This window comes from Mucilaginibacter sp. SJ (assembly GCF_028993635.1).
In the GTDB taxonomy this organism is placed as follows: domain Bacteria; phylum Bacteroidota; class Bacteroidia; order Sphingobacteriales; family Sphingobacteriaceae; genus Mucilaginibacter.
In genome coordinates this window covers 1,249,823-1,264,745 of sequence record NZ_CP118631.1, presented here as the reverse complement: position 1 = coordinate 1,264,745, position 14,923 = coordinate 1,249,823, and the positions used below count along the sequence as shown (strand labels likewise).

The window sequence follows — 14,923 nt, the reverse complement described above, 5'->3', positions numbered from 1 at the left end:
ATGTTTGCTGATTAGTTGGCTTGCAATGATTGGTAAGCCGTAAGCTTTTTGTTCACAATATGTGCGGCAAACCATTTATCTAAGCTCCACGAATATTGGGCTGTCCCGGCCAGCAGAAAACTTGCGGCGCTCAAAGTAAAAACTGAATAACCCAGGGGCGATTCGATGCCGAAGGAAATTGCCATCGAGATAGCAAAACATAAACTAAGTACGCCGCTGCCGATAGCTGCCATGCGGGTAAATAAGCCAAGGATGAGTAATAAGCCAAAACCGCCTTCGCCAATGGTTGCAATAGTTGCCAGCGGATTTATGATGCCATTGGGTAGGAAACTCATTACCTGTTTGGCATAGGCAATAAAATGTTTCCAGTCGCCCCAGCCAACGTGTGCGTGACCGTTTGGGCCAAATAAGCCGAGGCGGTCGGCTACTTCCCACAGGTAGCTTACTCCAATGGCTAACCTTAGGTATATGGATGATATTTTTTGATTGAGTTGCATAAGTTTTTTTTTGATGATCAAAAATACCATGCTTTTGGACTATACTTGTAGTCCAGAAAATAGATTAAAGATAGTCCAGTATGATGCTCATCGAAAGTTTACTAAGTGTAAATAAAAGCAGCCAGGTGCCCGTCTATTTGCAAATTAGCAACGGTATTATCAATTATATCAGGCAGGGGACCTTAAAACCAGGCTCTGCGCTTCCTGCCAGTCGTGCGTTGTCGGCGTCGTTAAACGTACATCGTAAAACAGTAGTAGCAGCTTATGACGAACTTTATGCGCAAAGCTGGGTTGATGTTATATCGCGTAAGGGGATTTACGTCGCTAAAAACCTGCCCGATGTTACACCCCGGCCTATTGAAAAAGCTGTTCTGAAACATAGCCTGGCAAATGAAACTTCGTTCAATGTTGATGATAACAGGATCAACCCTCAGCGCATGTTTGTGGATATGCCTGATGGCAATATTACGTTTACCGAAGGGTTTCCAGATACCCGCATTGCGCCTGTCGACCTGATGGTGCGCGAATACAGACGGATGGCAGGTTATCATTTTACGCATAAATACCTGATGTACGGGCTGGAGCAGGGTTCCGAAAATTTAAGGAACGAACTTGCCCGTTTTTTGGGTGAAACCCGTGGCCTGCATGTAACACCTAATGATATTTTAATAACCAAAGGCGTTCAAATGGCACTTTACCTGTGCGCACAGGTACTGATTAATAAAAATGATATTGTAATTGTAGGTAACCCAGGCTACAGTGGTGCAAATGAGGTGTTTGAGCAAGCGGGCGCCAGGTTGGAATTTGTTCCTGTGGATGACTACGGTATTGATATTAATGCTGTTGAAACTATTTGTAAAGCACAAAAGGTGCGTATGCTTTATGTGGTGCCGCATCATCATCAGCCTACTACGGTAACGCTGAGCTCGGAGAGGCGTATGCGTTTACTCGAACTGGCAGCAAAATACCAGTTTGCCATTATTGAAGATGATTACGATTTTGACTTTCATTATACAAGCGGCCCTATTTTACCGCTGGCCAGTGCAGATTATTATGGCAATGTAATATATGTGGGTTCATTTTGCAAAACCATCGCGCCGGGCATTCGTATTGGCTTTATGGTAGCGCCGGCTAATTTTTTACTCCAGGCCACCCGCTTACGCAGGCTGATTGACCGCCAGGGGGAGCACCTGTTAGAAGAAGCTATGGCAAGTTTATTAAAGAACGGAGACATTGGCAGGCACCTTAAAAAAGCCAATAAACTGTATCACGAACGGCGGGATATTCTTTGCAAATTACTGCAGGAGCAATTGGGCGATTATATTTCCTTTAAAATACCATGTGGCGGTTTTGCCATATGGGTTAAATACCTCCATGATCTGGACACTGCCGTTGTTTCAGAAAAAGCTAATGAACTGGGGCTGTCTATAGGTGCGGGGCATGATTATTATTATGATAAAACATTTAAACACAGCTTTGTACGGATAGGGTTTGCCTCATTAAACGAAAAGGAAATGCATGAAGCAGTAAATATCTGGAAAAAGGCCATTCTTAAAAGTCTTCCAAAAGTTTAAAAGTTTGGCATAGGGTTAAATGCTTTGATTTGCATAGTTTTAATGATGTTAGTGTCATGCTTTGTCAGTGAGTGTCAGGTTTTTAAGCTAATGATTTTCTGCCAAAATTTGCGTTTGTCATGTGGGTGACAAATTGTCGGTTATTTTTTTCAAAATTGCTAAGCAGTAAATTATTCAACATTCAGGGTGATTTTTTTTACGGAAAAATGTTTGTGAAAGGATTTTTTACGTCCTAAAGTCTTATGTGAAAATAGCGTACGAAATAAATTTCTCTTTACATAAATTTCTGCTGGTTTAGCTGTTTTTAGGAAAATAATCTACCGAAAAATGGTTAAATGATTTTTTATATATCAATTCGGCCTTCTTTTTTTATCGATAAGGGTAAAAAACGAAATAAAATTTAGAAAACTTCCGTTTTTGAGCACGGTTTTTAAGAAAGCCTAATTTTAAAAAATGACGTTTTTGGCTTAAAGTATTGATTTATAGGCTTGATTTTTTAATGGCATGTTTTTAGCCGAACCCGTGGCAGGAATGCTACAATTGTTCTTACATCCCTGCCACGGCGTGCCTGTAGGAACGGTTGTATTTCCTGAAAACATTGTTAGTTCAGTAATTAAACATTAAAAAATTAAAGTTATGTTAACCGTATTAGAAGTTGCCCTTTTCTTAGCTGTTATTATCGTTCCATTAATCCCTGCAAGAAAAACTGCAAAATAATTGGACACTAAAACCAGTTAATGAATGGGCGGCCTTTGGTTGCCCATTTTCGTTTTTATACCATTTGTGACCGGTCTGTATCTGTTGTTGAACAATCCCCCGGGTCTTTTCTGTTGCACCCGAATTTTCTTAATTCCCGCGTTATTAATCGCTGAATTATTTATTTGAATGCTGCCTATTGTAGTGGTGATATAGTGCCGCGATTATAGCATCAGATCGTGCTATCGGGTAGATTTGTGCATTAATGATCTATTGGATTTATACCAGTGCCTTATAAACCAGGGTGGCATTTGGTAGGTACGGCGATAATATTTTATATATCGCAAGCCATAATTTACTATTTTCCGTAAAAATTAAATGAAAATCCCTAAATAAAGTATGCAGCAATTACCCAAACGCCTTTTATCAATAGATGTATTGCGCGCGATTACTATGCTCCTGATGATATTTGTTAACGATGCCGGCGGTGTAAAGCATATTCCCGAATGGATAGACCACGCCAAAGGTTTTGAAGACAGGATGGGGTTTGCTGATACTATTTTTCCGGCGTTTTTGTTCATTGTGGGCTTGTCGTTACCGTTTGCTATTAATAACCGGATCAAGAAAGGAGATAGCACCAGACAGGTGTTATTTTATATCCTGGTACGCAGTGCGGCGCTGCTCATTATGGGTTTTTACCATGTAAACCTTGAAGAGTATAATTCATCGGCGGCATTAATTTCGAAGGCTGCATGGGCACTGGTTATTACCATGGCATTCTTCCTGATCTGGCTCGACTATCCGGAAACTATGGCAAAGACTAAAAGATATGCCTTGCAGATATTAGGAATTGCTATGCTGATAGTCATGGCGGTGATTTATAAAGGCGGCGAAGATGGCGAGGTTCGGGGTATGGAGCCTTCATGGTGGGGAATATTGGGTTTGATAGGATGGGCATATTTGGTTTGTGCTTTGATATTTTTCGCAGTTAAAGGCAAATTGAGTAGCCTTATCGTAGCATGGATAGTGCTTGCTGCCATTAACATTTTGGCGCACTCCATATTAAAGATAAAGGTGTTGCACGACGAAACGATGGTAACCATTGCAGGAAAAGATGTTACCGGCAGTTCCCTCGGCAATGCAATTATCTTTTTAAAGCCGCTTTGGATAATCAACGATGCATCAACCATGACCTTAACCATGGGTGGTGTGATAATATCAGGAATCTACGCTAAATTGGTTGAACAGTGTAAAACACAACGTATTTGGGCTACACTGGCTGTCATCGGTATTTTATTCCTGGTAGCAGGTTTTGCTTTAAGGCTTTATACCGAAGGTATTTCCAAGATCCGCTCAACACCTGCATGGGTATTCATTTGTTCCGGAATTACCACATTAGCCTTTTTGATGCTGATATATATGGTAGACGTTAAAGGAAAAATAAATGCCTTTAACTGGATCAAACCGGCAGGCACCAGTACTTTAACCTGCTACCTGATTCCGTATTTCCAGGTGTTTATATTAGAGTTGTTCCATATTAACTATCCCGGCGTTATTAATAATGGGTTTCCGGGGCTATTGCGCTCTTTTATAACGGCTGTGATCATCGTTTTATTTGTCGGATTACTCGAGAAGAAAAGATTACGCTTAAAAATTTAATTATTATACATACCTAAAACCTCATGACAACAGTTCCATTATTAATGTAACCCTGGTCGGTGAAATATTCTGGGAGATGTTGGTGACAAAATGAGTACTTACTTGATACGGCTATCAGACACTTGGATTAAAGAACCTTGAAAGCATCTTCAAAAGAGGCCCCCTGTAAATTCAAGCGGCCTCTTTTAGGTTTAGGTTGATTATAATAAAAGCTACTAATTATAATTGCGTTATCTGGTATATCGGCAATCAATGCACTTGCATCGGCGTCAAGCAAAATTTCGCAATTAGGATGCAGCTATACTACTGATGCGTTTATATAAGGGATGAAACTTTATATTCTGCAATTATCAGCCAAACTTTACTCAATTGCTATTTTGAAGCCACTACAATACCACTACTATTGTGTTATCGATAAAGTGCTATGTAGTCATTAGCCCAAAGCTGTAGGTTTTAAGCACAGAAATATAAAAAAACGACTTTTGACTTCCGGCTTAGTACTGTTGCCGGGGTAGTCAGCGAAGGTGGCTTTGTAACAAATTGAAGTATTTAGTTATGGTAGTGCTAATGTAGTGGCATAAAAATATCCGGGCGAAGCTTAATCTTTTAGTTTTGACGTGGGTTGCATAACCATTCATGCTTAAACCGCAAGGCAATTCCTTAACTTTATATATGAGTCTGAAAAAACACATCAATATCCTGTTTAAGGCCACTGCCTTATTTTGGTTCGGTCTGCCTTTTTTTGTACAGGCACAAAATATTAAAGTGGTAACCAATCACGTTGGTTATGAGGATAACAAGGCAAAACATGCCGTTATAGTTGCCGACAGCCGTCTTACATTTACATCATTTAACCTCGTTGATGCAGATAAGGGTAAAGCTGTATTTACCGGAAAGATCTCTTACAGCGGCCCGGTTGGCAAATGGAAAAATTTTGATTTTTGGACGATTGATTTCAGCAGTTTTACCGTGCCTGGGACTTATAAAATTCAATTCACTTCACCCAAAGGAATAATTTCATCATACCCATTTACCATTGGCAAAAATGTACTCGAAAAAGCCACTATATCCGATGTAGTATATTATTTTAAAGGGCAGCGCAGTTCGGGCCTGCTGGATAAGGCCGATCATCATCTGGTATTACCGGGCACAACGGATACTATTGACGCGCACGGTGGCTGGTATGATGCCACCGGCGATTATGGCAAACATTTGTCGCATTTATCATTTTCTAATTATTTTAATCCACAGCAAATCTCTTTAACAGCCTTTAGTCTGTTTAAAACATATGAGCTGCTAAACGCCCGCCCGGGAACTGATTTCCGCCAGTTTAACCGGAGAATTTTAGACGAGGCCATGTATGGCGCTGATTATTTAGTGCGGATGCAGGCAAAAAACGGTTCATTTTATCGCTCTGTGTCATCGCCTGGCCCCGGAAAATTGCCTAAGGACAGGGTGATCCAGGCAGATGAAGGCAATTACCGGATTAAACAAACCAAAGACCAGTCGTTTACCAAAACTACCGCAGGCAAAAACTGGCGTACCTACCAGGTCAGTTACCGATCGGGTGGGGGGATTGCTATTGCGGCATTGGCTATGGCTTCGTCTTATCAAACATCGGGTGAGTTTAGTAATGCGGATTACCTGAAAGCTGCCGAAAATGCTTTTGCCTTTTTGGAAAAGGAAAACCTGCAAATGGACTATGATAAAACGGAAAATATCCTTGATGTCTATTGTGCCCTGAGTGCTGCTACGGAATTATACAAAGCAACTCGCAGGGGAATATATAAAACTGCTGCCGAAAAGCGTGCTAACAACTTGCTTAACCGGCTGACCACTTGGAATAAATACCAGAATTTTTGGCGCGCTGACGATAGCGACAGGCCTTTTTTTCATCCATCAGATGCTGGCTTGCCTGTAGTAAGCCTGCTGTATTATTATCCCTACGCTTCTGCGGATCTGCAGGCAAAGATCAAAACAGCAGCAAGAAAGTCAATGGAATTTGAATTGACCATTACTCACGAAGTAAACAATCCCTTTGGTTACAGCCGCGAACTGGTGCAGGATACATTGGGCAACCGGTACAGCGCTTTCTTTTTTCCGCATGGCAGCGACGCTTCGCCCTGGTGGCAGGGCGAAAACGCGAGATTAGGTTCAGTAGCCACTGCTGCACGAATGGCTGCCAGCCTGTTTAAAGATGATAAGACTTTTCATGACCAGCTCTCCGGCTTTGCGATAGATCAGCTGAACTGGATCCTGGGCCTGAACCCCTTTGATGCCAGTATGCTGCAGGGCACAGGGCATAATAATCCAGCTTATGGCTTCTTTGGTACGTTTGAATATACTAACGCGCCAGGCGGTATTGTAAATGGTATTACTTCAGGTTTTGATAATGAGGATGATATTGATTTCAATATCCCTTATGCAGTATCAGGTAAAGATTCTGACTGGCGGTGGGCCGAGCAATGGCTTCCGCATACGGCCTGGTACCTGCTGGCAGTATCAACGAGTGATTAATTGTAAACTATATCTCTATGAAGAAGTTTAAGACCGGTTTGTGTTTCGTCTTCGGGCTGCTGTTGGTTTTGCCGATGTTTTCTTTTGCCTTTGATGAACATAAAACACTGGCGATAGGAGCACCGGCGCCAGATTTTAGTCTGCCCGGTATTGATGGCAAAACATACACTTTGCAATCGTTCAGAGATGCTAAAGTATTGATTGTGGTTTTTATGTGCAACCATTGCCCTACCTCGCAGGCTTATGAAGACAAGGTAATCAAACTAACCAGCGACTATGCGCCAAAGGGAGTTGGTGTAGTAGCAATTAATCCCAATAATCCTGCCTCATTACGCTATGATGAATTGGGCTATAGTGATTTAGGTGATTCATTTGAAGAGATGAAAATACGGGCGAAAGATAAAGGCTTTAACTTCCCATACCTGTATGATGGCGAAACCGAAGTAGCTTCCAATAAATATGGCCCGGTTGCTACCCCTCATATTTTTGTTTTTGATAAAGACAGGAAGCTGCGTTACAATGGCCGGATAGATGATATGGAAAACCCTGCCAAAACACCCAAATCATTGGATGCTCGTAACGCTATTGATGCGGTACTTGGAGGCAAAGAAATAGCAGTGCCGGTTACCAAGACCTTTGGCTGCTCGGTTAAATGGGCCGAGAAAAAGGATTGGATAGATAAGGCGCAAATTCAATGGGCAAAGGAGCCGGTAAAACTTGATACCATCAGCGCCAGCGGAATTGCAATAGTAGTAAAAAATCATTCGGACAGGTTAAGGCTTATCAACCTGTGGGCTACCTGGTGCGGCCCCTGCGTTGCGGAGTTTGATGATTTGGTCACCCTGAACAGGCTTTACCGCGACAGGGGCCTGGAATTTGTAAGCATCAGCGCTGATGATCCGGCTAATAAAAATAAAGCCCTGAAGTTTTTACAGCGCAAGCAGTCATCAGGTACTAACTATATCTACACAGGTGATGATAAATATAAAATGATAGAGGCGGTAGACCCTAAATGGGATGGAGCTTTACCTTATACCATACTGATTGACCCGGACGGGAAGGTTGTATACAGCCACCAGGGCACAATTGACCTGGTGGAAGTTAAGAAAGTGATCTGGAATAACCCGATGATGGGCAGAATCTATAAATAAAGCATCAACCCAGAATCATCGATATGAAAAAAACAGCCCTGGTCTTCAATTTTTGCCTGTTAATCGTTATCAGTGCATCGGCACAACAAAAGGCCCCGCGTTTTAAAGTAATAGCCCTGTATGAAAACGGGGGCCATCACATTGAATATTCAAAAGTGGCAAAGGTATGGCTGGACAAGCTGGCTGCTGACAGTAATTTTTCTGTCGATTATATTCAAAGTACTGATAGAATTGATGACGATTTTTTATCTAATTATCAATTGTTTATCCAGTTGGACTACCCGCCGTATGCCTGGAAGGAAAAAGCCGTAAAAGCCTTTGAAAAATATATTGATGAGGGTAAGGGAGGCTGGATAGGTTTTCACCATGCAACCCTGCTGGGCGAGTTTGATGGCTACCCGATGTGGAACTGGTTCTGGAATTTTATGGGGGAGATCCGTTATAAAAACTACATATCCACCTTTGCCAAAGGCACTGTCAATATTGAAGATCAAAGCCATCCGGTAATGAAAGGTGTATCACCAGCTTTCCTGGTTCAGAAGGAAGAATGGTACACTTATGACAAAGATCCAAGGCCTAATGTACATGTGCTGGCCTCGGTAGATGAATCAACCTATGAACCTAAAGACGGCATTACCATGGGTGACCATCCTGTAGTATGGATTAACCCCGAAAAAAAAGCCCGTAACGTTTACATCTTTATGGGACACTCGCCTGTGCTTTTTGATAGTAAGGATTATACCAGGCTTTTCAGCAATGCGATATTCTGGGCCGCCGGAAAATAAATACGTAGTTAACCGGGATTGAGTAAAAGCATTTTTAAAACAAGACATACCTATGGAAAGCAGCGCTTTGTTTGATAGTAGCTGGAAAGTAGTAAAATTTGGAAGCAGTTTTACGCGGATTGTTTAGTAACATCCATCAAAAAATCATATAGATTGGTTTCGGTAGCTAATTGCAGTTTTTTGCGTACCCGGTAACGACTGATCTCAACGCCTTTCAGCGAAATATTAAGTAACTGCGCTATCTCCTTTGATGAAAGGTTTAACCGCAGGTAAGCACACAGCTTCAAATCGGTTGAGCTTAAACCGGGGAACTTGGCTTTCATGGTGGTTAAAAAGTTATTATGCACCTGGTCAAAATACATGGAAAAGTTATCCCAGTCATCATCACTTTTCCCGGTATCGCTCAATAATTTAAACACACTCCTGAATTGGTATGATGCATCAGGAATGTTAAGTTTTTTGATTAATACCATCAGTTCGTCCTTAATATTGAGCAATAGTTTACCGCGGTTAACCATTTGCATTGTTAGCGTGGCCAGTTCTTTGTTCTTGTAATTTAGCTCTGCTTCAAGCTTTTCGTTTTTTAAGGCAATGATCTCTTTATCATTTCTGTCAAGTTCAAGGCTATGGAGGTAGCTTAGTCTTTTTTGCTCATCTGCATGGCGCTGCTGATACAGCTTGAAACGTTTTTGCTGTGCCTTTATGCCGATATAAACAGCGTAAGCTATGATAAGGAAATAAGCCAGGTAGGCCCAAACAGTTTGATACCACGCCGGCTCAACAATAAAACTATAATTGACAGGAGAAGATGCTGTACCCAAATTATTACGGGCCTTTACCGAAAACGTGTATTGGCCATAGGGAAGGTTGGTGTAATCCTTCTCTGTTTTAACCGACCATTGCGACCAATCTTTATCAAAACCTATTAATTTATAGCTAAACTCCTCGTTGCTTTTTTGTGCAAACAGGGTAGAGGTGTATTCAAAATGAAAAGAATTCCAGTGGTTGGACAGCGAGGCAATAAGTTGCGTGTTTTGTGCTGATGCGATCCGGTTGTTTTTAACAAAATATCCTCCAAAAATAAGGCTGTCTTTTTCAGCCATAGCTTTTACTGCAGTAAGCAATACCTTGAGTTTGTTATTGGAAGATACATATCGTCGGTAATTTAAATGAAATACGCCATTGTTTGAGCCGATAAAGATGTTCTCCATATCGTGTGGATAAATATACTCTGCCCCCTTTACTGTTTGCCCGGCCAGTTCAGGGAAATAGATCACCTTATAAGATGCGTTAGATGATCTTTTCCCAAAATCAATTACGCCAACCCGCTGGTTGCTGATAAACCAGATATTGCCTTCGCCGTCTTCTGTAAGGAACTCGATTTTTGCTTTGCCAAATATAGGTTGGTAAAAAACAGACCGGGCAAAGTCGCCTTCGGTGGCATTATACTCATAAACACCTTTTTCGGTTGCAGCTATTACTTTGTTTTTAATAAAATATATATGATTATTTAGCGCCGATGGCAAACCACTTTTTTCGGCATATTGCGTATAACTAACTATCTTTTTTCTATCAGTGGATAGTTGCACTTTAAAAATACCCCTGTAGGGGTGCGTTGCCCACACAAAATTGCTCTTATCTACCGCGAGGTTTCCTAATGATTCATAAATACCATTTATTTTTCCTTCAAAGCTAAATCCGGCACCATTGTATTTTAAGAGCTGAAAGCCGGTGTAAGTCCCCGCTATCACATCCTGCGAAGCAGGGAAAGCTTTCATCATCCAGGCACCCGGACCAGGGGTTATCAGATTAGCCTGGTTATCATCTACCTGTAAAACACCATCCTGGTGACCGGCCAATAAATGCCCGTTAATTTGCGTAAGGCTTAAAACCTGTCCTTTAGTGTTTGGCACTTCTGTAAAAGCACCTGTGGCCGTGCTGATATCTTTTTGCTGCGCGCCTATCGATACTGTATACAAGCCGTTTGATGTTCCGATATACAACTTGTTGTTAAAAATGCTTACCGAATTACTTTTTACCCGGTTTTCGCGATTAGGATAAATATTTTTAACGGAGGTGTTATAATTGATAAAATCGAGCCCATTTTCCAGTCCAAGCCATAAATTATGATCTTTGTCTAACAGTATACCATGAACATTATTGTTTTGTAACCCCTGGTTATTGGAGAACTGGTCTATTGACTTGCCTTTGCCATCAATAATAATCAGCCCTTTTGCTGATGTGCCAACGGCGTACCTGTCGGCGCCAATTTTTTGAATGAAGTTTATAAGATCAGTAAGCAGGATTCCATCAATAACCGTGTTTTTTTTAACCAGTGACGACCCTGTAATGATAAAGAGGCCATTTTTGCGGGTGCTTACCAGCAAGGTGTCTTTATTAAACTCGGTGATACCGGTAATGCTCAACGCTTTTGTTGGTTGTTGAACGGAGGCTTGCCAGCGCGAATCTTTAAAAATAACCAGTCCAATGGCTTTGTCATAAGCAAGCAGCTTACCTCCGGCCCGGCTTAGCAGCGTCCAGCCCCCCGGTGCATCAAAGGTGTGCATGGTATTGTTCTTCAGCTCAAAGATACACTCTATGGTCCTGAAGAATACCTCATTATTATGGATAACAATATCCCAGATATCGGCAAACTGCCTTGCTTTTTTGGGCAGGAGTTGTTTAAGCGAATGAAATTTGAGAATGCCTGCATTGTCAGGAAAAAAATAGCCTACTTCATCCTGACCGCCAACATAAATACGTCCCCAGGCATCAATAGCTACAGACTTTATGGCGCTTTTGTTAGGAAGCGGATATGTTTTCCAATAACTCCCGTCGAATGTCAGCAGGCCTTCATCATTGGCAAAATAAAGAATCCCATTCTTGTCTTGTTTAATATTCCAAATCTCGCTCCCTGCATTATATTCATTATGCGTGTAGCTTTTGATAGCGGGTGTCCCAAGGGTAGTTTGAGCAGAAGATGTGCAGATCAATATGCGCAGAACAATAATAAATAGAATGCTTTTTTTCATTAACGGTTTCCTGGCAAGGGTTTAAACCCATTGATAATTAGTATTAACCCTGCAAATGCGGGCCTAATTAAGAGCCGTAAATTAATCAACATTTTACATATAGTATGTAGTTCGCTAATATTGCTACGCGAAAAAAACGCACATGTGGTAAACCTGCAATAGATTGCGTAGTGGTATTGTAGGGGCAGAGACTATCTATAAAACCAAAATAGCAATGCACCATTGTGTAGCTATCAAACATCTGTAGGGGCGTTGAATTGCATGACCTAAGCTAAATGCATAACCGCATACAATGCTGCGCCTGATATCGCAACCCAAAGCGCTGCTCCCTGCAGAAGCGGCTTCAATCCAACCGACGTTAATACCCTGTGTGAAAGGCCCGCACCTATTAAAAATAAGGTAAGTGTTAAACCAGCCTTTGCTATGTTGATTATAAACGGGCTTACCAACTTTATAACAGGCACGTAAGTATTAGCAATCATTGCCAATATAAACAAACCGATAAAATAAGGGATGCTTACTTTTTTCGACCGGTTCCTGAACAGAATGGTAGATAGAAATGCTACCGGGATTATCCACAGGGCCCGGGCCAGCTTGACAGTAGTTGCTACTTCCAACGCATGAGCACCATATTTACTTGCTGCACCCATTACTGAGCTGGTATCATGTATGGCAATCGCGCACCATAAACCAAACTGCGTTTGCGATAAATTAAAATAACGACCAATCACTGGGAAAACGAATAGGGCTATTGAATTGAGAATGAATACGCAACCTAACGCTACGGAGATCTGCTTTTCTTCGGCTTTAATAACCGGTGATATGGCTGCAATTGCGCTTCCTCCACAAATAGCAGTTCCTGATGAGATCAAAAAAGAAGTCTTTTTTTCGATGCTCAACCATCTGCCCATCAGCGTGCCAAATAGTAGTGTTCCGGTGATGGAAGCAATCGTAAACAGGGCACCTTCTTTGCCAGCTTGCAATGCGCTGTGCACATTCATGCCAAAGCCTAAGCCTACCACTGATACCTGTAATAAAATATGGGTTGCCCTATGATTAAGGTGCAGATAGGGATGACCGGAACATTGCGCTACTATTAAGCCTAATAATAAGGCAACTGCCGGGCTTATAAAGGGCATTAAACATAGCACTATACAAACTGCGAATATAACCTTGCGGGCGTTTTCATTGATGTTTAATAAAAGGCCGCCAGTGTTGTTTAATTGATGTGGGGTATTCATTTTCCTTTGTTCTATTGATACAAAGGTGTGGCGAATTACCGCCGGTTTTTCATCATAAAACGCAATCTGTGATAACCAAAAGTTATTGTGAACTCTTAATAGTTTAATGTGCCGAACACACCGTTTTGATAATCGGATAATGCCTGCTCAATTTCTTCGGGCGTATTCATTACAAAATTATCCTTAGCTGATACGGGTTCGTCAATAGGTTCGGCCGAGAGGAATAGTACCTGCGAATCTTCGGTAGCCATCACTGAAATCTCTTCGTTATCTTTTTCAAATACAATTAGACTGTATTGACGGATGTCTTGTTCATTTATATTAACGCTGCCTTTTATAATATAAAGTAATGTCCAGTAACCGGGTATGACTTTGAAATTTACCTCTTTGCCTTCAGCTATTTTACCAACGATAGAAATAACCGGGGTGAAGTTTTTAATAGGTCCGGTTTTGCCTTCATAATCTCCGCTGGCAAGGTTAAAATCGAGGCCTTCGCCAATGAGTACTTTGGGTAACTGGTTGGCACTGGCCGACTGGTAAAAAGGCTCATCCCACTTTTTAGTTTTGGGCGCATTGATCCAAAGTTGAATAAGTTCCTGAACGCCGCCTTTTTGCAGTAATTCGGCGGTTGGGCCTTCGCTGTGCATAATGCCTTTGCCGGCAAACATCCATTGTACATCGCCGGCTTTAATAATCTCATCGTTACCTGCATTATCTTTATGATAACCTTCGCCCTGCAGCATAATGGTATATGGGCTAAAACCACGATGCGGATGCGGATGGATCCGTAAGGTTTGGCCGGCTTCTATTACTTCGGGACCCATGTGGTGCAATACAATAAAGGGATTTGCAAAGCGAAAATCCTTGTGCGGCAAAGGCTGGCGAACGGTTTCTTCGGCGGTAATTTTCTTTTCGCGACCGGCAAGAATATGGATGATAGCTTTTTTCATGGGATGATGTTGTAAGAATAAAAATAGCTTATTCCGTACTAATATAGCCTGTCCGGCAAGAAATTACTATGGTTTTATTTGCTCAATGTTAATCGCACCAGATACTGTTTAAATTCATCCTCCAATAACACTTCCATATCAAATTCTGCTTCTGCAACGATGGGCTCAAGTGTTTTTTCATCAACATATAGCCAATGGAACCAGTCAGTTTTTTGGCGATTGTATTCATATTGATAAAGTAGCTCACCGTAATAACCTTTTTCCGGCAGGCCATCTTCATATAAATAAGCAATATCCGATGAGTCAAACAGGATCTGCCCGCCGGGATTAAGCAACAGTTTAATGTGTTGCAAAAATACCTTCAGGTTTGCAAGCGTTCCGGTAAGGCCAATCCCGTTCATGAGCAGGAGCAGGGTATCGTATTTTTGCTCATCGTAAGCAAAAATATCTCCTTTAACCACGTTGTTTACGCCGCGCTCTTTCATTACTTCACATGCCAAAGGTGATATATCCAGCGCAACGCAGTCAAAGCCGCGTTCCTGCAGTACTAATGCGTGGCTGCCCGCACCGGCACCGATGTCTAATATTGTTCCGCGGCATTCATTCATTGCCAGCCATTCAATATCTGGCATATCATCCTCATCCCTGAAATAAACGTCAATTGGCATTTCTTCTTTTGGGCCATATTGATTATTGATCCAGAGCTTATGGTTAGCTGATTTATGATAATGATCATGTATGGCCTGGCCCAGTATATCTTTCATGTGCCCAAAAGTATGAATTGAAAGTTTAATTTAGCGCTACATTAATCCCTTTGATCG

10 protein-coding genes are annotated in these 14,923 nt (G+C 41.6%); 5 read left to right on the top strand and 5 right to left on the bottom strand.

Annotated elements, in window-relative coordinates; translation table 11 throughout:
- Positions 1–11: 11 nt before the first annotated feature.
- A complete protein-coding gene (locus MusilaSJ_RS04950) occupies positions 12–497 on the bottom strand; it encodes a TQO small subunit DoxD (RefSeq protein WP_274988946.1) in 486 nt (161 codons plus the stop codon).
- An 80-nt stretch (positions 498–577) separates the two neighbouring features.
- On the opposite strand from MusilaSJ_RS04950, the gene pdxR reads away from it, so the two are divergent.
- From pdxR to MusilaSJ_RS04925, 5 genes are all read left to right on the top strand, one after another.
- Complete coding sequence (gene pdxR, locus MusilaSJ_RS04945) at positions 578–2,071, top strand: MocR-like pyridoxine biosynthesis transcription factor PdxR (protein ID WP_274988945.1); 1,494 nt, start codon at positions 578–580, stop codon at positions 2,069–2,071.
- A gap of 1,095 nt (positions 2,072–3,166) precedes the next feature.
- A complete protein-coding gene (locus MusilaSJ_RS04940; RefSeq protein WP_274988944.1) occupies positions 3,167–4,426 on the top strand; it encodes a DUF5009 domain-containing protein in 1,260 nt (419 codons plus the stop codon).
- A 672-nt stretch (positions 4,427–5,098) separates the two neighbouring features.
- A complete protein-coding gene (locus tag MusilaSJ_RS04935) occupies positions 5,099–6,943 on the top strand; it encodes a glycoside hydrolase family 9 protein (RefSeq protein ID WP_274988943.1) in 1,845 nt (614 codons plus the stop codon).
- 17 nt (positions 6,944–6,960) lie between these two features.
- Entirely contained in the window at positions 6,961–8,094 is a 1,134-nt protein-coding gene (locus MusilaSJ_RS04930) for a redoxin family protein (protein ID WP_274988942.1), read from the top strand.
- A 23-nt stretch (positions 8,095–8,117) separates the two neighbouring features.
- Positions 8,118–8,879 carry a ThuA domain-containing protein gene (locus MusilaSJ_RS04925; RefSeq protein WP_274988941.1) on the top strand — a complete coding sequence of 254 codons (762 nt, stop codon included), beginning with the start codon at positions 8,118–8,120 and terminating at the stop codon, positions 8,877–8,879.
- A 110-nt stretch (positions 8,880–8,989) separates the two neighbouring features.
- Here the strand turns inward: MusilaSJ_RS04925 and MusilaSJ_RS04920 are convergent, their stop codons facing one another.
- The 4 genes from MusilaSJ_RS04920 to MusilaSJ_RS04905 all read right to left on the bottom strand — a co-directional run bounded on the left by MusilaSJ_RS04920 (position 8,990) and on the right by MusilaSJ_RS04905 (position 14,866).
- Complete coding sequence (locus MusilaSJ_RS04920; RefSeq protein ID WP_274988940.1) at positions 8,990–11,911, bottom strand: ligand-binding sensor domain-containing protein; 2,922 nt, start codon at positions 11,909–11,911, stop codon at positions 8,990–8,992.
- 266 nt (positions 11,912–12,177) lie between these two features.
- Entirely contained in the window at positions 12,178–13,152 is a 975-nt protein-coding gene (locus MusilaSJ_RS04915) for a YeiH family protein (protein WP_274988939.1), read from the bottom strand.
- A gap of 95 nt (positions 13,153–13,247) precedes the next feature.
- Positions 13,248–14,102: a pirin family protein gene (locus MusilaSJ_RS04910; RefSeq protein ID WP_274988938.1), complete on the bottom strand. Its 855-nt coding sequence runs from the start codon at positions 14,100–14,102 to the stop codon at positions 13,248–13,250.
- 74 nt (positions 14,103–14,176) lie between these two features.
- Positions 14,177–14,866, bottom strand: a complete 690-nt coding sequence (locus MusilaSJ_RS04905; protein ID WP_274988937.1) for a class I SAM-dependent methyltransferase — start codon at positions 14,864–14,866, stop codon at positions 14,177–14,179.
- Between the last annotated feature and the right edge of the window lie 57 nt (positions 14,867–14,923).